The organism is Ancylobacter sp. 3268 (assembly GCF_031456575.1).
GTDB lineage: Bacteria > Pseudomonadota > Alphaproteobacteria > Rhizobiales > Xanthobacteraceae > Ancylobacter.
Window position 1 is genome coordinate 58,320 of sequence record NZ_JAVDUX010000017.1, and the last position, 21,164, is coordinate 79,483.

A 21,164-nucleotide genomic window follows, 5' to 3' on the forward strand; every position below is an offset into this window, starting at 1 on the left:
GCGGGGAGCGGCGGAATCCTGATCTACTCCCTCTCCTCACTGGGGAGAGGGATGGGGGGAGGGGTCTTCTTCATTCCCCCATGTCGTCCCCCCTCACCGACCCGCTTCGCGGGCCACCTCTCCCCACCGGGGAGAGGGAAAGCCACGGGGGCGTTCGTGATTTGTGCCTGTCCCGTCGAGCCTTGCTGGCGCTTGCGGCCGGGGCCGGCGCGGGGCTCACCCTTCCGCGCGGCGTGCTCGCGCAAGGCGCTGCGCCTGCCGATACGGGACTGCCCGCCGGTGAGCGGCACGGGCTCTCGGCCTTCGGCGACCTGAAATACCCGGCCGACTTCACGCATTTCGCCTATGTCGATCCCGCGGCTGTCCGGGGCGGGGCGTTCTCGCAGATCGGGCCGGTGGCCTATTACAATCAGGCGCTGCAGACCTTCAATTCCTTCAACGGCTATATCCTGCGCGGCGACGCGGCGCAGGGCATCGAGCTGACCTTCGACGCGCTGATGGCGCGGGCGCTCGACGAACCGGATGCCGTCTACGGGCTGGTCGCCCGCTCGGTGGCAGTGAGCGAGGACGGCACCGTCTACCGCTTTCGGCTGCGGCCGCAGGCGCGCTTTCACGACGGCTCGACGCTGGATGCCGAGGACGTCGCCTTCTCGCTGAACCTGCTCAAGGAGAAGGGCCATCCTATCATCCAGCAGGGCCTGCGCGAGATGGTGGGAGCGGAAGCGGAGGGCGCCGACATCGCGGTGGTACGCTTCGCCAAGGGGCGCGGCCGGGACGTGCCGCTCACCGTGGCCCAGCTGCCGATCTTCTCGCGTGCCTATTATGCGACGAAGAATTTCGAGGAATCGACGCTGGAGCCGCCGCTCGGCTCCGGCCCTTACAAGGTCGGGCGCTTCGAATCCGGCCGCTATGTCGAATATGCCCGCGTGACCGACTACTGGGGCGCCGGGCTGCCGGTGAATGTCGGCGTGAGCAATTTCAACACCGTCCGCTACGAGTATTTTCGCGACCGCGAGGTCGGCTTCGAGGCGTTCAAGGCGGGTGCCTGTCGCTTCCGCGAGGAGTTCACCTCCCGCATCTGGGCGACCGGCTACGACTTCCCCGCCTTCAAGGACGGGCGGGTGAAGCGCGAGGAACTGCCCAGCGGCCTGTCCGCCGGCGCGCAGGGCTGGTTCCTCAACCTGCGGCGGCCGCAATTCGCCGACCCGAAGCTGCGCGAGGCGCTCGCCTATGCCTTCGACTTCGAGTGGACCAACAAGAACCTGATGTTCGGCGCCTATAAGCGCACCCAATCCTTCTTCGAGAATTCCGAGCTGAAGGCGCAGGGGCCGGCGGGACCGGAGGAGACGGTGCTGATCGACACGCTGGTCGACCTGGTGCCGGCGGAACAGATCGCGGCGCTGAAGGGCGAGCCGTGGTCGCCGCCGGTCTCCGACGGCTCCGGCCAGGATCGCGCGCTGCTGCGCAAGGCCAGCGCGCTGTTGCGCGAGGCAGGGTTCACGGTGAAGGACGGCCGGCTTACCGACCGCGAGGGGCGGGCGGTCACCATCGAGTTCCTCGACGACGAGGGCTCGCTGGAGCGCCACACCGCGCCCTTCATCAAGAATCTCGGCATGCTCGGCATCCAGGCGCATTTCCGCGTGGTGGACCCGGCGCAATATCAGCGCCGGGTCAACGATTTCGACTTCGACGCCACGGTGCGGCGCTATTCGCTGACCTCGGTGCCGGGGGAATCGCTGCGCAGCTTCTTCGGCTCCAAGGCGGCGACGACGCCGGGCTCGACCAATCTCGCCGGCCTCGCCGACCCGGCGATCGACCGGCTGATCGACCGTGTCATCGCGGCGAATTCGCGCGCCGAGATGACCACCGCCTGCCGGGTGCTGGACCGTCGGCTGCGCTGGAGCCGATTCTGGGTGCCGCAATGGTATTCCGGCAAGCACTACATCGCCTATTGGGACGAGTTCGCCTGGCCCTCGGTGCCGCGCCCGACCTATGGCCGCGCCATTCCCGACATCTGGTCGGCGCGGCTGCGCAAGGCGGGCTGAGAATGAACGGACGTTAAGTTGACCGGCGGGCCGCATCCCGCCAACCTGTCCGCAACCGCCGGAGGTCTCTACCCCGCATGCTCGCCTATATCGTCCGCCGCATCGCGCTGATGGTGCCGACCCTCATCGGCATCATGCTCATCTCCTTCGTGGTGGTGCAGTTCGCGCCCGGCGGCCCCATCGAGCGGGTGATCGCCCAGCTGACCGGCGAGGGCTCCTCCGCCACCCAGCGCATCTCCGGCGGCGGCGGCGATTTCGGCGGCGGGGGCGGCAGCGGCGCGGGATCGAGCGACCCGGCCTCCTCGAAATATCGCGGCGCGCAGGGGCTCGACCCGGCCTTCATCAAGCAGCTGGAAGTGCAGTTCGGCTTCGACAAGCCGGCCTATGAGCGCTTCGGCAAGATGCTGTGGGACTATGCCCGCTTCGACTTCGGGCGAAGCTATTTCCGCGACATCTCGGTGATCGACCTGATCAAGGAGAAGATGCCGGTCTCGATCTCGCTCGGCCTGTGGATGATGCTGATCACCTATGCGATCTCCATCCCGCTCGGCATCGCCAAGGCCGTGCGCGACGGCTCGCGCTTCGACGTGTGGACCTCGGCGGTGATCATCATCGGCTACGCGATACCGAGCTTCCTGTTCGCCATCCTGCTGATCATCCTGTTCGCCGGCGGCTCGTTCTTCTCGATCTTCCCCTTGCGTGGCCTCACCTCCGACAATTGGGCCCAGCTCTCCTGGGGCGCCAAGATCCTCGACTATTTCTGGCATCTCGTGCTGCCGATCACCTCCATGGTGCTCGGCGCCTTCGCCACCATGGCGCTGCTGACCAAGAACTCGTTCCTCGACGAGATCCGCAAGCAATATGTCGTCACCGCGCGGATGAAGGGGCTGTCGGAGCGGGCGGTGCTGTACCGCCACGTGTTCCGCAACGCCATGCTGATCATCATCGCCGGCTTTCCCGGCGCCTTCGTCGGGGCGTTTTTCTCCGGCTCGCTGCTGATCGAGACCATCTTCTCGCTCGACGGGCTGGGGCTGCTCGGCTTCGAGAGCGTGCTGAACCGCGACTATCCGGTGGTGTTCGCCAATCTCTACATCTTCTCGCTGGTCGGGCTGGTGGTGAACCTGCTGTCCGACCTCACCTATAGCTGGGTCGATCCGCGCATCGACTTCGAGACGCGGGACGTCTGAGCCATGGACGCCTCGACACCTCACGCCTCGACCTCCCAGCCCCTCCTGCCGCCGACCACCGGGGCGGCACCCGCCGCGCCGGCTGCCGGACGGTCGCGGCTGTCGCCGATCAACCAGCGGCGGCTGGCCAATTTCCGGCGCAACCGGCGCGGATTCTGGAGCTTCTGGCTGTTCATGGCGCTGTTCGTGATGAGCCTCGGCGCCGAGTTCATCGCCAACGACAAGCCGTTCCTGGTCGAATATGACGGCGGCTATTATTTCCCCGCCTTCAAGGCCTATCCCGAGACCGCCTTTGGCGGCGATTTCGAGACCGAGGCGGATTATCGCGACCCCTATCTGCAGAAGCTGATCGCCGACAGCGGCGGCTTCATGGTGTGGCCGCCGATCCGCTACTCCTACTCCACCCATAATCTCGATCTGCCCACCCCGGCACCCTCGCCGCCGACCTGGATGCTCACCGAGGCGCAATGCGCGCCGGTGGTGGAAAAGCTCGGCCGCACCGGCGGCTGCGGCGCGCTGGAATGGAACTGGCTCGGCACCGACGACCAGGGCCGCGACGTGCTGGCCCGGCTGATCTACGGCTTCCGGATCTCGGTGCTGTTCGGGCTGATCCTCACCATCATCTCCTCGGTGATCGGGGTGGCGGCCGGCGCGGTGCAGGGCTATTTCGGCGGCTGGACCGACCTGCTGTTCCAGCGTTTCATCGAAATCTGGACGGCGATCCCGGCGCTGTACCTCCTGTTGATCATCTCCTCGATTCTGGCGCCGGGCTTCTGGATCCTGCTCGGCATCCTGCTGCTGTTCTCCTGGGTGGCGCTGGTCGGCCTCGTGCGCGCCGAGTTCCTGCGGGCGCGCAACTTCGAATATGTGCAGGCGGCGCGGGCGCTCGGGGTGTCGAACGGCGTGATCATGTGGCGGCATATGCTGCCCAACGCTATGGTGGCGACGCTGACCATGATGCCGTTCATCGTCTCCTCCTCGGTGATGACGCTGACCGCGCTCGACTTCCTCGGCTTCGGCCTGCCGCCCGGCTCGCCCTCGCTCGGCGAGCTGCTGGCGCAGGGCAAGTCGAACGTGCAGGCGCCGTGGCTGGGGCTGACCGGCTTCTTCACCGTCGCCTTCATGCTCAGCCTGCTGATCTTCATCGGCGAAGCGGTGCGCGACGCCTTCGACCCGCGGAAGACCTTCACATGAGCGCGACGTCCGCCTCCGACGCCCCCCTGCTCGCCGTCGAGGATCTCTCCGTCGCCTTCGCGCGCGAGGGCGGTGCCGCGGCGGTGGCGGTCGACCATGTGTCGTTCCAGCTCAAGCGCGGCGAGACGCTGGCGCTGGTCGGCGAGAGCGGCTCCGGCAAATCGGTGACCGCGCTGTCGATCCTCAAGCTGCTGCAGTATCCCGCCGCCTCGCACCCCTCCGGCCGGGTGATGTTCGAGGGCCAGGACCTGCTGGCGATGAGCGAGCGGCAGCTGCGCAAGGTGCGCGGCAACGACATCACCATGGTGTTCCAGGAGCCGATGACCTCGCTCAACCCGCTGCACACGGTGGAGCAGCAGATCGCCGAGATCCTCTCCCTGCATCGCGGGATTGCCGGTGCGGCGGCGCGCCGGCGGGTGATCGAGCTGCTGACCGAGGTCGGCATATCCGAGCCGGAGACGCGGCTCGGCTCCTATCCGCACCAGCTCTCCGGCGGGCAGCGCCAGCGGGTGATGATCGCCATGGCGCTGGCCAACGAGCCGAAGCTCCTGATCGCCGACGAGCCGACCACCGCGCTCGACGTCACCGTGCAGGCGCAGATCCTCGCGCTGCTGAAGCAGCTGCAGGCGCGGCTGGGCATGACGCTGCTGTTCATCACCCATGATCTCGGCATCGTCCGACGCATCGCCGACCGCATCTGCGTGATGAACAAGGGCAAGATCGTCGAGGAGGGGACGGTGGGCGAGGTGTTCGATGCCCCCCGGCATCCCTATACCCGCCAGCTGATCGCCGCCCAGCCTTCGGGCACGCCGGCAGCGGCGCAGCCCGACGCCGAGTTGATCATGGAGGCGAAGGACCTCAAGGTGTGGTTCCCGATCAAGGCCGGGCTGCTGCGCAAGACCATCGGCCACGTCAAGGCGGTGAACGGGGTCTCGGTCGCCATCCGCAAGGGCGAGACGCTGGGCGTGGTCGGCGAGAGCGGCTCGGGCAAGACCACGCTGGGATTGGCCTTGCTGCGGCTGATCTCCTCCGACGGGCCGATCGTGTTTATGGGTTCCCAGATCGATACGCTGGGCTTCAAGGACATGCGGGCCCATCGCCACGACATGCAGATCGTGTTCCAGGACCCGTTCGGCTCGCTCTCCCCGCGCATGTCGATCGCCGACATCATCGGTGAGGGGTTGCGGGTGCACCGGCCGGAGCTTTCCGCCGACGAGCGCGACGCCCGGGTGGTGGAGGCGCTCGGCGATGTCGGCCTCGATCCGGCGAGCCGGCACCGCTACCCGCACGAATTTTCCGGCGGCCAGCGCCAGCGCGTCGCCATCGCCCGCGCCATCGTGCTGGAGCCGACCTTCGTGGTGCTGGACGAGCCGACCAGCGCCCTCGACATGATCGTGCAGGCGCAGATCGTCGACCTGCTGCGCGAGCTGCAGGAGCGGCGGGGGCTGACCTACCTGTTCATCAGCCACGACCTCAAGGTGGTGGCGGCGCTCGCCTCGCGGCTGATCGTCATGCGCCATGGCGAGGTGGTGGAGCAGGGCGAGGCGGGGCCGATGTTCGCCGACCCGAAGACGCCCTATACGCGGGCGCTGTTCGCCGCCGCCTTCCATCTGGAGGAGGCGCCGGGGGCGGCGGGCGCCAGCGGGGCTCCGGCGTGAGCCGTGCGCGGTCCGCGCCGCTCGGCGACCGGGCGGTGGCGGTGACGCTGGAAGGCCCGGGCGCCATCGGCGACGGCTTCCGGCCGTATGAGCGTTTCACCGTGACGCTGCCCGGCGCTGGCGGCGCATCGCTGACGCAGGTGCGCGACATTTTGCGGGTCGGGCCGGTGGCGGGGGTGCTGGCCTGGGACCCGGTCGCCGGCGTGTTCGCGCTGATCCGCCAGTTCCGCCTGCCCGCGCATCTGGCGACCGGGCGCGGCGAACTGGTGGAGATTGCCGCCGGACGGATCGAGGCGGGCGAGACCGCCGAGGCCGCGGCACGGCGGGAGTGCCATGAAGAGCTCGGCGTCGCGCCGGCGGCGCTGCTGCCGATGCTGAGCTTCATGCCGACGCCGGGCGTCACCGACGAGCATGCCGACCTGTTCCTCGCGCTGGTCGATGCCGCCGCCGTACCGGAAGAGGCCGGGGAGCCGGGCGAGGCCGAGCACACAAAGCCATTCCTGCTCCCGGTCGAGGAGGCGGTGGCGGCGCTGGCCGCGCCGGCGCCGGGGCTGATCGGCAATGTTTTCGTGCTGGCGGCGCTGCAATGGTTCGCGCTCAACCGTGCGCGGGCGGAGGCTTTCGCCGCCGAACATATGCCGGCAAAATAACGCCGGCGTCCGCTACTGTCACCGGCGTGACATTGAAGCTGCCTAGAGGGTTCTTCCGATCCGCGGCCGCGCCGCATGTCTGAAGCGGAGACCCTTCATGCGCAAGACCTTGCTGGCTGCCGCCAGCCTCGCCCTTCTGTCCAGCACCGTGCTGTCCGGTGCGGCCTTCGCCAATGATACAATATATCCTATCGACCGCGCGACGATTTTGCAAGGCTCGCCTTTCGACTTCAAGGTGGAGTTCGACGGCGTCGTGAAGCCGGAAGAGGTGAAGATCACCATCAATGGCGAGGACTATAAGAAGCTCCTCGGCAAGGACGTGACCTTCGTCGAGAAGGAGCCGGGCGTCGAGGCGTCGGCGGTGGTGCTGCGCGGCGTGACCATTGCCGCTCCCGGCAGCTACAAGGTCGAGGCCAGCGCCGGCGGCAAGACCAAGGCCGTGACCTGGGAGGTCTACGGCACCCCGGCGCAGCCCAAGGTCAAGAATGTGATCTTCTTCCTCGGCGACGGCATGTCGGTGGCGCACCGCACCGCCGCCCGCATCATGTCCAAGGGCAACACCGAAGGCAAAGCCAACGGCAAGCTCAACATGGACCATATGGACCGCATGGCTTTCATCGGCACCTCCTCGACCGATTCGATCGCGGTGGACAGCGCCAACTCCATGTCGGCCTACATGACCGGCCACAAGACGGCGGTGAACGCCATCGGCGTCTATGCGGACCGCACCAAGGACAGCTTCGACGACCCGAAGGTCGAGGTGCTCGGCGAGGCGGTGCGCCGCACCGGCAACAAGGCGCTCGGCATCGTCTCCACCGCCGAACTGCAGGACGCCACCCCGGCGGCGGTGGTCGCCCATACGCGCCGGCGCGCCGACAAGCCCGAGATCGCGCAGATGATCTACGACGTCCGCCCGGACGTGGTGCTCGGCGGCGGCGGCGCCTACTTCATCCCGAAGTCGACCCCCGGCTCGAAGCGCAAGGACGACAAGAACTTCGTCGAGATGTTCAAGGCCGACGGCTACCAGATCGCCACCACCAAGGCCGAGCTGGACGCCGCCTCGAAGTCCAACTCCGGCAAGATCTTCGGCGTGTTCCACCCCGGCAACATGGACACCTGGCTCGACCGCAACCAGCTGAAGAAGGGCACGGTCGGCAAGTTCCCCGACCAGCCCGGCCTTGTCGACATGACGCGCACCGCGCTCGACGCGCTGTCGAAGAACCCGGACGGCTTCGTGCTGATGGTCGAGGGCGCGCTGATCGACAAGATGTCGCATCCGCTCGACTGGGACCGCGCGGTGCTGGACACCATCGAGTTCGACCAGGCGGTGGGCGTTGCGCGCGAGTTCATGAAGTCGCATCCCGACACCCTGCTGGTGGTCACCGGCGACCACACCCACGGCTTCTCGGTGATCGGCACCATTGACGACACCAAGCCGGGCACCGAGATGCGCGAGAAGGTCGGCACCTATGCCGACGCCGGCTTCCCCAACTATGAGGATGCGAACGGCGACGGCTTCCCCGACCGCGTCGACGTCACCAAGCGCCTCGCCATGTTCTCCAACAACTTCCCGGACTATTACGAGACCTTCCGTCCCAAGCTCGACGGCCCGTTCACGCCGGCGGTGCAGAACGCCGACAAGCAGTACATCGCCAACGAGCAGTACAAGGACGTTCCCGGCGCGGTGCTGCGCCTCGGCAACATCCCGCGCGACGGTGACAGCGGCGTGCATGCGGTCGACGACATCGTGCTGCAGGCGACCGGCCCGGGCTCGGAAGAGTTCAAGGGCTATATGGAAGAGAGCGACGTCTATCGCGTGATCGCCGACGCGCTGGCGCTCGGCGCGCCGAGCAAGCGCGCCGCCGCGCAGTGAGGCCGCGCGGGGGCTGTCCCCGCGGCCGATGGACGTGACGATGCCCGGCCCGCCTCGTGCGGGCCGGTTTCGTTTCGGGCGACGGCGGGTGGCGCTGGCGCGCCATCCTCTCGCCGGCGCAGCGGCAAGCGGCGATGGCGATCGGGCGAGGCGGCCGATCCTTTAGAGCCGCTTCACCGTGCGTACCGGCGCGCTCGCCGCCTCGATGCGGGCGAGGGCGGCGTCGAGCGGCTCCCGCACCACCGACATGAAATGCGCGGTGGCGTGCAGCAGCGTCTCGCCATTCTCGACGATGCCGACATGGCCGGGCCAGAACACCAGATCGCCGCGCCGCAGGCTGGCAAGGTCGCCGGCGAAGCCGATGTCGCGGCCGAGCGTGGCTTCCTGCATGTCGCTGTCGCGCGGACAGGCCATGCCGCAGGCGGTGAGCGCCGCCTGCACCAGCCCCGAGCAGTCGAGGCCGAGGCTGGAGCGCCCGCCCCACAGATAGGCGGCGCCGAGGAAGCGGGCGGCGACATCGACCGGATCGGCCTCGAAGCGGTCGAGCGGGGCGAGATGATCGGCGAAGACGTAGCCGCCCTCCGCCGTCACCAGGAAGCGGTCGCGGGCGCCAGCGATGGAGAGCCGCGCGCCGAAGGAGAGCAGGGCGGTGGGCGGCAGCTTGATGCTGGGGCCTGGGAACACCGGGGTCCGCAGCGCCGCTACCTTGTGGGTCGCCGGTGCCCCGGGCGGGGCCAGCGCTTCCAGCGCCATCCAGCCGACATAGCCATCGGCGTCGAGCTGCACCCAGGCCCAGCCTTCCTCGGTCGCCTCGTAGACGGTGACCGTCTCGCCGAACAGCGCCTCGGTGGTGAGCGACCCCATCGGATCGGGAGCGCGGGTGATGCCGGCGCGCTCGCGCACCACGCGGTGCGGCGTGCCCTCGACATAATCAGCGGCTTCCACCGCGCCGCGCAGATGCGCGGCGGCGAGATCGGGGCGGGCGGGGGTGAGGCGGGGATCGAGGGCGTTCATGCGCATGAGCCGTGATGAGCGGGAAGCCACTTCAGATGCGCCGGCCGGCGGCGGGATGCAAGCACGGCGTCGGGCCGCCTTGCGCCCGGCTGGCGCCGCCCGATCGGCAAGCGAGGCGGATTCATCAGGTTCTAGCGCGGCAAGGAGCGGGCGGTGGCGACCACGAGGTCGCCGAGCCGTTCGAGATAGAGCGCGCCTTCGACGGTGCGCTGGACGATGACGTTGCGCCGGTCGGCGTCGTCGCGTCGCCGCGACAGCAGCTTGCGGGCGCCCAGCGTGTCGAGGGCGCGGGTGATCACCGGCTTGGTGACGCCGAGGCGGGCGGCGAGGCCGCGCACCGTATGCGGCGGACTCTCCAGATAGACGCTGAGCAGGATGGCGAGCTGGCGCTGGGAAAGGTCCGGCGCCTCGTCGCGCACCTGGTCGCGCACCTGCGCCAGCGCCAGCTCGTGCAGCAGGCGCAGCGCCTGCGAGGCGCGCATCTCGACCGCCATTCCTCCGCCTCCGCCCGGCCGGCCGCAATCGTTACGGCGACGGATTGTTCTCGCACTCCGGCGGCGGAACGGCAAGGAAACCTTGCGCAAAGGCTTAACGCGTCATCACTTTCGCGTTTCCGGACGGGCCGTGCGGGTCGAGGGCGGCCGGTGTCCGGCCACCATGAGACCTCGGCGTCAGCCGTAGCGCTCGGCGAGCAGCGCATCGAGGGCGCGGATCGTCTGCGCCTCGCCGCCTTCCGGCCGGGCGGGACGGGAGGACGGGTTCCAGGCATAGATGTCGAGATGCAGCCAGGCGCTGGCGCGCTCGACGAAGCGCTGGAGGAACAGCGCCGCGGTGATGGAGCCGGCAAAGCCGCTGCCGGGAGCGTTGTTGAGGTCGGCGATCGGGCTGTCGAGCAGACCGGCATAGGGCTGCCACAGCGGCAGGCGCCACAGCGGATCGGCTTCGCCTGCCGCGTGGCGGGCGAGGTCGGCGGCCAGCCCCTCGTCATCGGTATAGGCCGGGGGGAGCTGCGGACCGAGGGCGACGCGGGCGGCGCCGGTGAGCGTCGCGAAGTCGATCATCAGCTCCGGCGCCTCCTCATCGGCGAGGGACAGCGCATCGGCCAGAACCAGCCGCCCTTCGGCGTCGGTGTTGCCGATCTCCACCGACAGGCCCTTGCGCGAGCGCAATATGTCGCCGGGGCGGAAGGCGGAGCCATCAATGGCGTTCTCCACCGCCGGGATCAGCACCCGCAGGCGGACGGGCAGCTGGCGCGCCATGATCATGTGCGCGAGGCCCAGCGCGCTGGCGGCGCCGCCCATATCCTTCTTCATCAGCAGCATGCCGCTCGACGGCTTGATGTCGAGGCCGCCGGTGTCGAAACAGACGCCCTTGCCGACCAGCGTCACCTTGGGGGCATCGGCCCCGCCCCAGGCGAGATCGATGAGGCGCGGGCGGCGCGGGCTGGCGCGGCCCACGGCGTGGATCATCGGCAGATTGGCGGCGAGCAGATCGTCGCCTGCGGTGACCTCGATGGCAGCGCCGTGGCGGGCGGCGAGCGCGCGGGCGGCGGCTTCGAGCTCCGCCGGCCCCATGTCGTTGGCCGGCGTGTTGACGAGATCGCGGGCGAGCGACACCGCCTCGACGGTGCGGATCAGCGCCGCCTCGTCGACGCCCTCGGGGACGACGAGGCGCGGGCGCGGGGCATTGCGGCTGCGGTAGCGCTCGAAACGGTAGGAGCCGAGCGCGAAGGCGAGGGCGGCCAGCCGCGGATCGGGTGCGCCGCTCGCCAGCCGATAGTCGCCGGCCGGCAGCGTGGTGGCGAGCTTGCCGAAGGCCAGCGGATCGCGCGGGGTCGCCTCGGCGCCGAACAGCACGCCGGCGATGGCGCCGGCGGAATCCGGAACCACCAGCACCTTGCCCGGCTCGGCGCGGAAGCCCGACGCCTCGGCGAAGGCAACGGCGATCGGCGGCAATTCGCCGGCGGCCTTGCGCCAATCCTGAGCGGTGACGCACCAGATCGGGCGCGGGTGGTCGGCGGCTTCGGCACGGATCAGCACGGTGTGGGCGTCCTGCGGCATGTCTTCCTCAAACTTCTCTTCCTCGGTCTCCGGCTTCCGGCCTTGCGGTCGCGACGGCATGTCCCCGAAGCCCGCGCCGCCGGCGGTCAGGCGACGGCGAGCTCGAAGGCACCATCCTCGATGAGATAGACCGCGCCCTGCCGCACCGGCAGGAACACGGCCTCCTGCGCCGGCATGCCGGCGAGGGCGTGCAGCATCGCCCGCACCACGCCGCCATGGGTGACGACCACGGCGTCGCGGGCGATGTCGGCGATCGCCGCCAATACCCGCACCGAGAGATCCGAATAGCTTTCGCCGCCCGGCGGGCGGTAGCGCCACGGATCGGCGCGGTGATCGGCGACCGATTGCGGATCGCGCCGGCGCAGCTCGGTCCAGGTATGGCCTTCCCAGCGGCCGAACGAGATTTCCTTGAGCCGCGGGTCGCGGCGGAAATCGTCGGGCGACAGCCCGAGCTCGGCGCGCAGGATCGCCATGGTCTGGGCGGTGCGGGACAGCGGGCTGGCGATATAGTCCAGGGGCGCCACGTTGCCGGCCAGCCGCTCGATGACGCGGGCGAGGCCCGCGGCCTGCTCACGTCCGAGATCGTTGAGCGGTATGTCGTGGCCGCCCTGCAGGCGGCCGGCGAGGTTCCAGTCGGTCTCGCCGTGGCGGACGAGGAAGATGCGCCGCTTGCTCATCGCGACGGGAGAGACACAGTGTGCGTGTAGCTGGTGCCGCCATTGCGGCCGACGCGCGGCCAGGCGACGCGGACCGTCACGCTGCCGCCGCCGCGCGGCGGCCGGCCGGCCAGCACGACACGGGTGCCGCGAATGTCGCGGCCGCGGCAATAGGTCGAGCCCGCATCGTTGCCGGTAGCGGTGAAGGCGCCGTAATCGGTGGTGAGGTTCACGCCCCGCGGGGCGCTGAGGATGCTGATGGTCGGCGCGTCGGCCGGCTGGCAGAGCGTATCGGCCATGCCGGCGGCGAACACGACGCGGCCGGAGCCGCCGCCGGTGAGCAGCGCGAGGCGCTGATAGCTGCTGTCATTGCTGGTGGGCGACGTGTAGCCGGGGAAAATGGCGCCGCCGCCGCCGAAAATGCGGTTCCAGAACGGGTATTGCTGGAAGCTGGGCGGCAGGCCGCTGTCCTGGTTCGGCGAGCCCGGCGTCGCCCAGTCCGGCGGCAGGCCGGAGCCCGGCGGGGGATAGACGGTGATGGCGGTCTCGGCCGAGGCCGGCAGGGCCGCCGGGGCGATGCCCGCAAGCAGCAGGGCGGCCACGGCGAGGCGGAGAGTACCGCCGAGGGTGCGGCGCATGCTGCCTTGTCTGCCGCCGGGAGCCTTCATCATCGCCGTCTCCTGTTGGTCCTGGAAGCCGCTTGGTGCCGGAAGCCGCTTGGTGCCGGAAGCCGTTCGGCGTCAGTCGCGCTCGAGCGTCAGGTCCGGCGCCTCTGGATTCTTCATGCCCACCACATGGTAGCCGGCATCGACATGATGAATCTCGCCGGTGACGGCGCGACCGAGATCGGACAGCAGGTACATGCCGGTATCTCCGACCTCGTCGATGGTGACGGTGCGGCGCAGCGGCGCGTTCAGCTCGTTCCACTTCAGGATGTAGCGGAAGTCGCCGATGCCGGAGGCGGCCAGTGTCTTGATCGGGCCGGCGGAGATGGCGTTGACGCGGATGTTCTTCGGGCCGAGATCGGCGGCGAGGTAGCGCACGCTGGCCTCCAGCGCGGCCTTGGCGACGCCCATCACGTTGTAGTGGGGCATCCATTTCTCGGCGCCGTAATAGGTGAGCGTCAGCATCGAGCCGCCGTTGGTCATCAGCTTCTCGGCGCGCTGGGCGACGGCGGTGAAGCTGTAGCAGGAGATCAGCATGGTCTTGCTGAAATTCTCCGCCGAGGTGTCGACATAGCGGCCGTCGAGCTCGTTCTTGTCGGAAAAGGCGATCGCGTGGACCAGAAAATCGAGGCCGCCGAGCTGGCGCTCGGTCTCGGCGAACACCGCGTCGATGGTCGCCGGATCGGTGACGTCGCAATGGCCGACGAGGGCGGCGTCGAGTTCGGCGGCGAGCGGCTCAACGCGCTTCCTCAGCGGCTCGCCCTGATAGGTAAAGGCGAGCTTCGCCCCCTGCATATGCGCAGCCTTCGCAATGCCCCAGGCAATGGAGCGGTTATTGGCCACCCCCATCACCAGGCCGCGCTTGCCGCTCATCAAACCGGCCGACACTCTGCCTTGCTCCGTCACGCCCTGCTCCGTAAACCCAATTCAACGCCGTGCGGCGAGAGGTTCCTATCGCACAGCGGCGGGGAGTGCTCAAGCGAGCCGGAAGCAGGGCGGGTCTGCCCGCGGCGCGGCCACCCCCCGCCTGTTCAGCCTTCCTTGTCGGCATAGCGGCGCATCAGCGCCTCGAGTTCCGGGTCCGGCTTCTCCGGCAGCATGATGCGCAGCGTGGCGAGGATGTCGCCATCGCCGGTCTCGCCGACCGGCAGCCCCTTGCCGCGCAGGCGGAACGTGCGTCCCGAACTGGTCCAGGCCGGCACGTTCAGCTCGACCGAGCCGGTGAGCGTGGCCACCCGCACCTTGCCGCCGAGCACCGCCTCGGCCAGCGGCACCGGCACGTCGATGCGCAGATCGGCGCCGTCGACGCGGAACTGGCGGTGCGGGGCATAGGCGACCACCACATAGGCGTCGCCCGGCGTGCCGCCAAAGGCGCTGGGCTCGCCCTGGCCCTTGAGGCGCATACGGAAGCCTTCGACGGTGCGCGGCGGAATCTTGACCTCGACCGAGCGGCCATCGGGCAGCGTCACCTTGACCGGGCCGCCGGCCACCGCGGTTTCCAGCGGCACCGGCAGGCGGATGTCGATGTCGCTGCCGCGCGGCGGCTCGAAGCCGGCCGACGAGCCGCGCCGGCCGGAGCGGCCGCCGCGGCCCATGCCGCCGAGAATATCGGAGATGACGTCGTCGAAGCCGCCGGCGTCATGCATGCCGGCGCGCCCGCCGCCCGCCGGGCCGCCCTGGCCGAAGGAAAAGCTCTCGAAGATGCTGTCGTCGTCGGCCGCGCGGCGGAAGCCGCCGCGCCGGAAGCCTCCGCCTCCGCCGCCGAAGCCTTCGAAGCCGCGGGGCTTGCCCTCGGCGTCGATCTCGCCGCGGTCGAACTGGCCGCGCTTCTCGGTGTCGGACAGGATCTCATAGGCGCCGTTCAGTTCGGCGAACTTGTCCTGCGCCTTCGGATCGGAGGCGTTGGCATCGGGGTGCAGCTTCTTGGCGAGGCGCCTGAAGGCACGCTTGATCTCGGTTTGGTCGGCGCTGCGGGCGACGCCAAGGATGTCATAGGGATCGCGCATGGATGGTCTTCTCGGCCGGCGGTTCCGGGCTTACGCCCTCATATGGAGCCGGTGTTGCGCCGATGCAACGGCCTCGCGCGCCCTTGACGCGGATATCCGCGTTAATCCGCGCGAAACCATTGCTTCCCGCCGGTTCCCGCTGCCGCGACGGCCCCGTCGGCCGGCGGGTCAGCCGCGTTCCAGCATCCGCGCCTGGCCGATGCGCCAGCCGCGCGAGGCGGTGCGGCAGGCCTCGCCCTGCAGCCAGTCCTCATTGTCCGCCCGCACGAAGCTGACGAGGAAGCTGCGGCACTTGCCGTCGTCCTTGCCGGCGATCGGCGTGACAGTGCCGCGCGTCGCGGTGGCGGAGTTCTCCCACGGCACGCTCGGGGCGGCATCGCGGGCGGCGAGCGCCTCGGCCAGCGCCCGGCGGGCGGCGATCCAGTCGTCCGGCGTCACGCCGTTCGGCACCGGCTCGCTGGTCGAGACCGGCGCCGGGGCAGGGGCGATCGATCCGGTGACGGTGCCGTCGAGCCCCGGCGCCAGCGCACCGCAGCCGGCGAGGGCCGCCGAAGGGAGCAAGGCGAGGAGACGGAAAAGCACTGGGCGGGATGCCCACCGCCGACTATATGGGAGGCGACGGCCGAACATGTCGTCCGCCGCCGCTGCCCGCCCGATAGCTGTCACCATGGGCCGCCCCCGGTCCTGCGCCACTGATGAAGCCATGAATACGCAAGAACCGTTAACAGCCGGTGATTTTACCGCGGCCGACGAGCCCTTTGCCCTGTTCGAGGCGTGGTTCGCCGAGGCGCAGGCGAGCGAGCCGAACGATCCGCACGCCATGGCGCTCGCCACCGTCGATGCGGATGGCCTGCCGGACGTGCGCATGGTGCTGCTCAACGCCCGCGACACCCGCGGCTTCGTGTTCTTCACCAATACCGGCAGTGCCAAGGGGCAGGAGATCGCCGCCACCCCGAAGGCGGCGGCGGTGTTCCACTGGAAGTCGCTGCGCCGGCAGATCCGGCTGCGCGGCCCGGTGGAGCAGGTGAGCGACGCCGAGGCCGACGCCTATTTCGCCACCCGCCCGCGACTCTCGCAGATCGGCGCCTGGGCGAGCCAGCAATCGCGTCCGCTCGAGGGGCGCTTCGCGCTGGAGACGGCGATCGCCAAGGTGACGGCGCAATATGCGCTCGGCAGCGTGCCGCGCCCGGCGCACTGGACCGGCTTCCGCATCAAGCCCGTGCAGATCGAGTTCTGGCACGACCGGCCGTTCCGGCTGCACGATCGCATCGTGTTCCGCCGGCCGGAGGAGGGGCCGGGCGGCGGCGAAGGCCTGTCATGGATCAAGACACGCCTCTATCCTTGAGCTAGACCTGTCTCCCAACACGCGATCCACCAGACAAGGTTCATCATGTCGGGCACCAACCAGCCCCGCCGCACCCTTTTGCTGACCGGCGCCTCGCGCGGGATCGGCCATGCCACCGTGAAGCGATTCTCGGCGGCCGGGTGGCGGGTCATCACCTGTTCGCGCCACGCCTTCCCGGAGAATTGCCCGTGGGAGATGGGGCCAGAGGACCATATCCAGGTCGACCTCGGCGACGAGGCCGATACCCGCCGCGCCGTCGAGGAGATCAAGAGCCGGTTGCCGGACGGCCAGCTCCACGCCCTCGTCAACAATGCCGGCATCTCGCCCAAGGGGCAGGGCGGGGCGCGGCTCGGCACCATCGATACGCCGGAGGAGACCTGGCGCAAGGTGTTCCAGGTGAACTTCTTCGCTCCGATCCTGCTTGCGCGCGGGCTGCTGGAAGAGCTGAAGCGCACCCATGGCGCGGTGGTGAACGTCACCTCCATTGCCGGCTCGCGGGTGCATCCCTTCGCCGGGGCCGCCTATGCGACCTCGAAGGCGGCGCTGGTCGGGCTGACGCGCGAGATGGCGGCCGATTTCGGCCGGCTGGGCGTGCGGGTGAACGCCATCGCCCCCGGCGAGATCGACACCTCGATCCTGTCGCCGGGCACCGAGAAGATCGTCGAGCAGATTCCGATGCAGCGGCTCGGCACCCCCGACGAGGTGGCGAAGATCATCTATGTGCTGTGCACCGATACCTCGTCCTACCTGAACGGGGCGGAAATCCACATCAATGGCGGCCAGCACGTCTGACCCCGGCGGGGCCGGCCCCGGCCCCGGCCCCGCGCCGCCGCCGGCGCGCTACAGCCAGCGCTTCCACTTGAAGAAAAAGTAGGGGCCGATGGCGGCGGCGAGCATGGCGAGCAGGGCCACCGGATAGCCCCAGTGGTCGGCGAGCTCGGGCATGTACTGGAAGTTCATGCCGTAGATCGAGGCGATCAGCGTCGGCGGCATGAACACCACCGACAGCACCGCGAAGATCTTGATGATGTTGTTCTGCTCGATCGACACCATGCCGAGCGTGGCATCGAGCAGGAAGGTGATCTTGTCGCCGAGATAGGACACGTGATTGGTCAGCGAGGAAATGTCGCGCTGCAGGCTCTTGAGCGCCGCGCGCTGCTCCTTGCCGGGTTTGCGCGCCTCGCCCTCGGCGATGAGGAAGGTGACGATGCGCGCCATGGAGACCAGGCTCTCGCGCGCCTTCGACGCGAGGTCGCCCTTGCGGCCGATCTGCCGCAGGATCGCCCGGTGGCGCTGGCTGCCCTGGCCGTTGTCGCGCTCGAAGATGCGGCGGGAGATCAGGTCGATATCCGCCGCCACCCGCTCGATGATGTCGGCGCTGCGGTCGACGATGGCGTCGAGCAGCGACATGAAGATCTGGTCGCCGCGCAGCCCTTCCGGACAACCCCGCTCCAGCTGGCCGACGACCAGGCTGAAGGCCTTGAACTCGCCATAGCGCACGGTGAGGAGCCGGCTGCGGAACAGGATGAAGGTGACTTCGGACAGGCCGGGCCGCTCGCCCTCGCTGCCCAGCACCAGCGAGCCCGTCATGTATTGCGCCTCGTTCTCCACCCTGAGGCGGCTCGAGGGCTCGATCTCCGCCATCTCCTCATGGGTGGGAATGGCGATGCCGAGCGCGGCCTCGACGAAACGGTCTTCCGTCGGGGTGGGGGCGAACAGGTCGATCCAGACCGCGTCGGCGGGCATGTCGCCGCCGACCGGCACCTCGATGAGCCTGAGCGCGCCATCGCGCAGGCAATAGGCGTGAATCATGGTGTCTCCCCGCCCGCGTGCAGGCCAGCCTTACTCCCTCCGGCCGGCGGCAACAACCACCGGCGCGTCGGGACACACGCCCCGATGCGGGTCGCGGTCAGGATCTCGGCGAAGGGAAAGGGAGGGGCGGCAACCGGTCGAGGTGACCGTAAAGGTCAGGCCGCGAAGAACTCGATGTCCCGAAGCGTGACGACCTTGGGCTCGGCCGGCTCGGATGGAGCGACATTGCGACCGGGCGGGGCCAGCGGCGGCTGGGGCGCAGCGGCGTAGCGCGCTGCCGCGGCGACGGCGGATATTCCGATTTCGCGCCAATGGGCGCTTTGCTGCGAACGCTCCCAGCGCCCGCGACCGGGTTCGAGATCCCGGCTGTCCTCGGCCGACATTTTATCCTCCTATGCATCGCCCGTGACGGGTTCGACTGCCAAAGAATTGGGCGGCGACTGCGTCAGAATTAAGCAATTCGCGGCGAGTCGATAGGTGCGCATGGATTTTGTCGCCGTTTTGGTTAACTATTTGAATCGTTGCAATCCAGCTGCGGCCTTTTGGCAACAGTCGCGCGCGACCGACATGTGACCCTCGCATGGCCTCTTCAAGGCGAAGCGAAGTTCGGCTATCCCGAATACAGGATGCGGCGCGTAATGCGTGCCGCTGCGGCAAGTGATTTCGGAGAACTCGAAAATGAAATTGCGGGGGATGAGCGTGGTGCTCATCGCGCTTAGCTTGGGTGCTTGCAGTAATTCGGTGAAGGCGCCGGCGCCGGAAGCTTCCCTGACGCCCCGCGATAAGCAATTGCTGGCGAAGGCGCCGTATCAGAAGGTGCTTCCGCCGGACATGTACCAGCGGCACATCGTCGACTATACCGGCGCCGAGAAGCCCGGCACGATCGTGGTCGATACCGACAAGAAGTTTCTCTATCTGGTCGAGAACGACGGCAAGGCGATACGCTACGGCGTGACCGTCGGCGAGGAAGGCCTGGCCTTCAAGGGCGAGGCCAAGGTGGGGCGCAAGGCCGAGTGGCCGCAGTGGGTGCCCACCCCGGAGATCAAGCAGCGCATCGCCGGCGTGCCGGACTTTGTCGGCCCCGGCCCGCACAACCCGATGGGTGCGCGCGCGCTCTATCTCTACCAGGGCAACAAGGACACGCTGTTCCGCATCCACGGCACCAACCAGCCGGAATATATCGGCCAGGCGATCTCCTCGGGCTGCATCCGCATGCTGAACGAGGACGTGATCGACCTTTACACCCGCGTTCCGCAGGGGGCCGAGGTCGTCGTGCTCTGACCGCGACAGCGGCAAGCGGCATTTCGGAAAGGGCGCAGCTTCGGCGGCGCCCTTTTTCGTTGCGCGGTGGCCCGCTCCGGCGGAGGCCGTCCCGGCGCGCCGGGAGACCCTGTCACAGCCGAATCAGCTGGATGCCGAAACAGGGGAGAGGCTCGGCTTCGTGACTTTGCCGCCATGGCGCTCGCGACCCGGCCGGCACCGTGCGCCGCCGGCAGGGCGGTGATTCGCTCGAGCCCGCGGACACGGACCTCGCGAATCACCGTCCCATGGCGGCCGGCGGCGGGGATCAGGCCGCCAGATGTTGTTCGCGCACCGCCCAGTCGAGCGTCCTGTCGAGGGCGCGGGTCAGGCGGTCGAACAATTCGTCGATCTCGGCCGGCGAGATCACTAGCGGCGGGCAGATGGTGACCGCATCGCCGAACACGTTGCGCACGATGAGACCCTCTTCCTGCGCGAAGGCCACGCATCTCGCCGCCATGCCGAGCTTGGGATCGAACTGCGCCTTGGTCTTCTTGTCGGCGACCAGCTCGATGCCGGCCACCAGCCCCTTGCCGCGCGCCTCGCCGACCAGCGGGTGATCCTCCAGCGCGGCGCGGCGGGCATCGAATTGCGGGATCTTCGCCCGCACCCGCTCGAACACGCTTTCGCGGTCGTAGATCTCCAGGGTCTTCAGCGCCACCGCCGCCGCCACCGGGTGGCCGGAATAGGTGAAGCCATGGCCGAAGGAGCCGAGCTTGCGGCTCTCCACCAGCAGCGCCTCATACATGCGCTCGGGAATCATCACCGCGCCGATCGGCTGGTAGGCGGAGGACAGCGCCTTGGCGATGGAGATCGAATCCGGCTGCATCTCCATGGCTTCCGAGCCGAAGGCGGTGCCGAGCCGGCCGAAGCCGGTGATCACCTCGTCGCCGATGAAGAAGATGTCGTAGCGGTCCAGCACCGCCTTGACCTTCGGATAATAGGTCTTCGGCGGCACAATGACGCCGCCGGCGCCCATCACCGGCTCGGCGATGAAGGCGGCCACCGTGTCCGGCCCCTCGGCGAGGATCAGCGCCTCGAGATCGGCGGCGAGGCGGGTGGCGAAGTCCTCCTCGCTCTCGCCCGGCAGGGCGAGGCGGTAATGATGCGGGCAGGTGGTGTGGCGCACGCCGGCGATCGGCAGGTCGAAATCGTTGTGGTTGCCGGCCAGCCCGGTGAGCGAGGCCGAGGCGATGGTAACGCCGTGATAGGCGCGCATGCGCGAGATGATCTTCTTCTTGTTCGGCCGGCCGAGCGCGTTGTTCATGTACCAGACGAGCTTCATCTGGGTGTCGTTGGCCTCGGAGCCGGAATTGGTGAAGAACACCTTGGAGATCGGCACCGGCGCCATTTCCTTGAGCTTCTCCGCGAGCTCGATCGCCGGGTCGTGGCTCTTGCCGCCGAAGATATGGGTGAAGGGCAGCCTGCGCATCTGCGCCGCAGCCGCCTCGACCAGCTCGTCATTGCCGTAGCCGAGCGCCGTGCACCACAGCCCGGCCATGCCTTCGAGATAGGGCCTGCCGTCGACATCGTGCACCCACACGCCCTGGCCGCGCTCGAGAATCAGCGGGCCGGTGTCGCGGAGGGTGGCGAGGTTGGTGTAGGGATGAACCAGCGTCTCGACGTCGCGAGCCTGAAGATTGGTCAGCATGGGGTGCTCCGGGGACCGATAGTCGGCGCTAGCCTAATGCGCGCCGTCC

20 protein-coding genes are annotated in these 21,164 nt (G+C 68.8%); 9 read left to right on the forward strand and 11 right to left on the reverse strand.

Features of this window, described 5'->3' with window-relative positions; all coding sequences use genetic code 11:
* Window positions 1-80: 80 nt before the first annotated feature.
* From J2X65_RS21360 to J2X65_RS21385, 6 genes are all read left to right on the forward strand, one after another.
* Window positions 81-2,045, forward strand: a complete 1,965-nt coding sequence (locus tag J2X65_RS21360) for an extracellular solute-binding protein (RefSeq protein WP_404977771.1) — start codon at window positions 81-83, stop codon at window positions 2,043-2,045.
* Between the two features lie 77 nt (window positions 2,046-2,122).
* Window positions 2,123-3,232: a microcin C ABC transporter permease YejB gene (locus tag J2X65_RS21365; RefSeq protein WP_310205522.1), complete on the forward strand. Its 1,110-nt coding sequence runs from the start codon at window positions 2,123-2,125 to the stop codon at window positions 3,230-3,232.
* A gap of 3 nt (window positions 3,233-3,235) precedes the next feature.
* Window positions 3,236-4,426 carry an ABC transporter permease gene (locus J2X65_RS21370; RefSeq protein ID WP_310205524.1) on the forward strand — a complete coding sequence of 397 codons (1,191 nt, stop codon included), beginning with the start codon at window positions 3,236-3,238 and terminating at the stop codon, window positions 4,424-4,426.
* Complete coding sequence (locus J2X65_RS21375; RefSeq protein ID WP_310205526.1) at window positions 4,423-6,084, forward strand: ABC transporter ATP-binding protein; 1,662 nt, start codon at window positions 4,423-4,425, stop codon at window positions 6,082-6,084. Before J2X65_RS21370 ends, J2X65_RS21375 begins: the two co-directional genes overlap by 4 nt.
* Complete coding sequence (locus J2X65_RS21380; RefSeq protein ID WP_310205529.1) at window positions 6,081-6,734, forward strand: NUDIX domain-containing protein; 654 nt, start codon at window positions 6,081-6,083, stop codon at window positions 6,732-6,734. The genes J2X65_RS21375 and J2X65_RS21380 overlap by 4 nt, the downstream gene beginning before the upstream one ends.
* 97 nt (window positions 6,735-6,831) lie before the next feature.
* Entirely contained in the window at window positions 6,832-8,607 is a 1,776-nt protein-coding gene (locus J2X65_RS21385) for an alkaline phosphatase (RefSeq protein ID WP_310205533.1), read from the forward strand.
* A gap of 162 nt (window positions 8,608-8,769) precedes the next feature.
* On the opposite strand, the gene J2X65_RS21390 is transcribed toward J2X65_RS21385, so the two are convergent.
* From J2X65_RS21390 to J2X65_RS21425, 8 genes are all read right to left on the reverse strand, one after another.
* The gene (locus J2X65_RS21390) at window positions 8,770-9,627 is read right to left on the reverse strand and encodes an NlpC/P60 family protein (protein WP_310205536.1); all 858 of its coding nucleotides are present in this window, start codon (window positions 9,625-9,627) and stop codon (window positions 8,770-8,772) included.
* 125 nt (window positions 9,628-9,752) lie between these two features.
* A complete protein-coding gene (locus J2X65_RS21395) occupies window positions 9,753-10,115 on the reverse strand; it encodes a MarR family winged helix-turn-helix transcriptional regulator (RefSeq protein WP_310205539.1) in 363 nt (120 codons plus the stop codon).
* A 177-nt stretch (window positions 10,116-10,292) separates the two neighbouring features.
* Window positions 10,293-11,681 (reverse strand): leucyl aminopeptidase family protein, encoded by a 1,389-nt coding sequence (locus J2X65_RS21400; RefSeq protein ID WP_310205542.1) that lies wholly within the window; start codon window positions 11,679-11,681, stop codon window positions 10,293-10,295.
* Between the two features lie 86 nt (window positions 11,682-11,767).
* The gene (locus J2X65_RS21405; protein WP_310205544.1) at window positions 11,768-12,358 is read right to left on the reverse strand and encodes a histidine phosphatase family protein; all 591 of its coding nucleotides are present in this window, start codon (window positions 12,356-12,358) and stop codon (window positions 11,768-11,770) included.
* Window positions 12,355-13,008 carry a hypothetical protein gene (locus tag J2X65_RS21410; RefSeq protein ID WP_310205547.1) on the reverse strand — a complete coding sequence of 218 codons (654 nt, stop codon included), beginning with the start codon at window positions 13,006-13,008 and terminating at the stop codon, window positions 12,355-12,357. Before J2X65_RS21410 ends, J2X65_RS21405 begins: the two co-directional genes overlap by 4 nt.
* A gap of 69 nt (window positions 13,009-13,077) precedes the next feature.
* Window positions 13,078-13,875, reverse strand: a complete 798-nt coding sequence (fabI, locus tag J2X65_RS21415; protein ID WP_310205678.1) for an enoyl-ACP reductase FabI — start codon at window positions 13,873-13,875, stop codon at window positions 13,078-13,080.
* A 158-nt stretch (window positions 13,876-14,033) separates the two neighbouring features.
* Window positions 14,034-15,008 (reverse strand): J domain-containing protein, encoded by a 975-nt coding sequence (locus tag J2X65_RS21420; protein WP_310205549.1) that lies wholly within the window; start codon window positions 15,006-15,008, stop codon window positions 14,034-14,036.
* A gap of 168 nt (window positions 15,009-15,176) precedes the next feature.
* Entirely contained in the window at window positions 15,177-15,590 is a 414-nt protein-coding gene (locus tag J2X65_RS21425) for an RT0821/Lpp0805 family surface protein (protein WP_310205551.1), read from the reverse strand.
* A 121-nt stretch (window positions 15,591-15,711) separates the two neighbouring features.
* On the opposite strand from J2X65_RS21425, the gene pdxH reads away from it, so the two are divergent.
* Together pdxH and J2X65_RS21435 are read left to right on the forward strand one after the other, a co-directional pair.
* The gene (pdxH, locus tag J2X65_RS21430; RefSeq protein ID WP_404977772.1) at window positions 15,712-16,353 is read left to right on the forward strand and encodes a pyridoxamine 5'-phosphate oxidase; all 642 of its coding nucleotides are present in this window, start codon (window positions 15,712-15,714) and stop codon (window positions 16,351-16,353) included.
* Between the two features lie 45 nt (window positions 16,354-16,398).
* Complete coding sequence (locus tag J2X65_RS21435) at window positions 16,399-17,145, forward strand: SDR family oxidoreductase (protein ID WP_310205554.1); 747 nt, start codon at window positions 16,399-16,401, stop codon at window positions 17,143-17,145.
* Window positions 17,146-17,193: 48 nt separating this feature from the next.
* Here J2X65_RS21435 and J2X65_RS21440 read toward each other — a convergent pair whose 3' ends face one another.
* Window positions 17,194-18,165, reverse strand: coding sequence for a magnesium transporter CorA family protein (locus J2X65_RS21440; protein ID WP_310205556.1), 972 nt, complete (start codon window positions 18,163-18,165; stop codon window positions 17,194-17,196).
* 155 nt (window positions 18,166-18,320) lie between these two features.
* Entirely contained in the window at window positions 18,321-18,548 is a 228-nt protein-coding gene (locus J2X65_RS21445) for a hypothetical protein (RefSeq protein ID WP_310205558.1), read from the reverse strand.
* A 295-nt stretch (window positions 18,549-18,843) separates the two neighbouring features.
* Here J2X65_RS21445 and J2X65_RS21450 point away from each other — a divergent pair, with 295 nt between their 5' ends.
* Window positions 18,844-19,446, forward strand: coding sequence for a L,D-transpeptidase (locus J2X65_RS21450; RefSeq protein WP_404977773.1), 603 nt, complete (start codon window positions 18,844-18,846; stop codon window positions 19,444-19,446).
* A gap of 286 nt (window positions 19,447-19,732) precedes the next feature.
* Here the strand turns inward: J2X65_RS21450 and J2X65_RS21455 are convergent, their stop codons facing one another.
* Window positions 19,733-21,115, reverse strand: coding sequence for an aminotransferase (locus tag J2X65_RS21455; RefSeq protein WP_310205561.1), 1,383 nt, complete (start codon window positions 21,113-21,115; stop codon window positions 19,733-19,735).
* Between the last annotated feature and the right edge of the window lie 49 nt (window positions 21,116-21,164).

Excerpts from the sequence above, each read along its gene's own strand:
- J2X65_RS21370 (WP_310205524.1), top strand. The coding sequence starts at position 3,236 with ATGGACGCCTCGACACCTCACGCCTCGACCTCCCAGCCCCTCCTGCCG.
- J2X65_RS21390 (WP_310205536.1), bottom strand. The coding sequence starts at position 9,627 with ATGCGCATGAACGCCCTCGATCCCCGCCTCACCCCCGCCCGCCCCGAT.
- J2X65_RS21440 (WP_310205556.1), bottom strand. The coding sequence starts at position 18,165 with ATGATTCACGCCTATTGCCTGCGCGATGGCGCGCTCAGGCTCATCGAG.
- J2X65_RS21450 (WP_404977773.1), top strand. The coding sequence starts at position 18,844 with ATGAAATTGCGGGGGATGAGCGTGGTGCTCATCGCGCTTAGCTTGGGT.
- J2X65_RS21410 (WP_310205547.1), bottom strand. The coding sequence starts at position 13,008 with ATGATGAAGGCTCCCGGCGGCAGACAAGGCAGCATGCGCCGCACCCTC.
- J2X65_RS21385 (WP_310205533.1), top strand. The coding sequence starts at position 6,832 with ATGCGCAAGACCTTGCTGGCTGCCGCCAGCCTCGCCCTTCTGTCCAGC.
- J2X65_RS21445 (WP_310205558.1), bottom strand. The coding sequence starts at position 18,548 with ATGTCGGCCGAGGACAGCCGGGATCTCGAACCCGGTCGCGGGCGCTGG.
- J2X65_RS21395 (WP_310205539.1), bottom strand. The coding sequence starts at position 10,115 with ATGGCGGTCGAGATGCGCGCCTCGCAGGCGCTGCGCCTGCTGCACGAG.
- J2X65_RS21455 (WP_310205561.1), bottom strand. The coding sequence starts at position 21,115 with ATGCTGACCAATCTTCAGGCTCGCGACGTCGAGACGCTGGTTCATCCC.
- J2X65_RS21435 (WP_310205554.1), top strand. The coding sequence starts at position 16,399 with ATGTCGGGCACCAACCAGCCCCGCCGCACCCTTTTGCTGACCGGCGCC.
- J2X65_RS21360 (WP_404977771.1), top strand. The coding sequence starts at position 81 with ATGTCGTCCCCCCTCACCGACCCGCTTCGCGGGCCACCTCTCCCCACC.
- J2X65_RS21365 (WP_310205522.1), top strand. The coding sequence starts at position 2,123 with ATGCTCGCCTATATCGTCCGCCGCATCGCGCTGATGGTGCCGACCCTC.
- J2X65_RS21400 (WP_310205542.1), bottom strand. The coding sequence starts at position 11,681 with ATGCCGCAGGACGCCCACACCGTGCTGATCCGTGCCGAAGCCGCCGAC.
- fabI (WP_310205678.1), bottom strand. The coding sequence starts at position 13,875 with ATGAGCGGCAAGCGCGGCCTGGTGATGGGGGTGGCCAATAACCGCTCC.
- pdxH (WP_404977772.1), top strand. The coding sequence starts at position 15,712 with ATGAATACGCAAGAACCGTTAACAGCCGGTGATTTTACCGCGGCCGAC.
- J2X65_RS21405 (WP_310205544.1), bottom strand. The coding sequence starts at position 12,358 with ATGAGCAAGCGGCGCATCTTCCTCGTCCGCCACGGCGAGACCGACTGG.
- J2X65_RS21375 (WP_310205526.1), top strand. The coding sequence starts at position 4,423 with ATGAGCGCGACGTCCGCCTCCGACGCCCCCCTGCTCGCCGTCGAGGAT.
- J2X65_RS21420 (WP_310205549.1), bottom strand. The coding sequence starts at position 15,008 with ATGCGCGATCCCTATGACATCCTTGGCGTCGCCCGCAGCGCCGACCAA.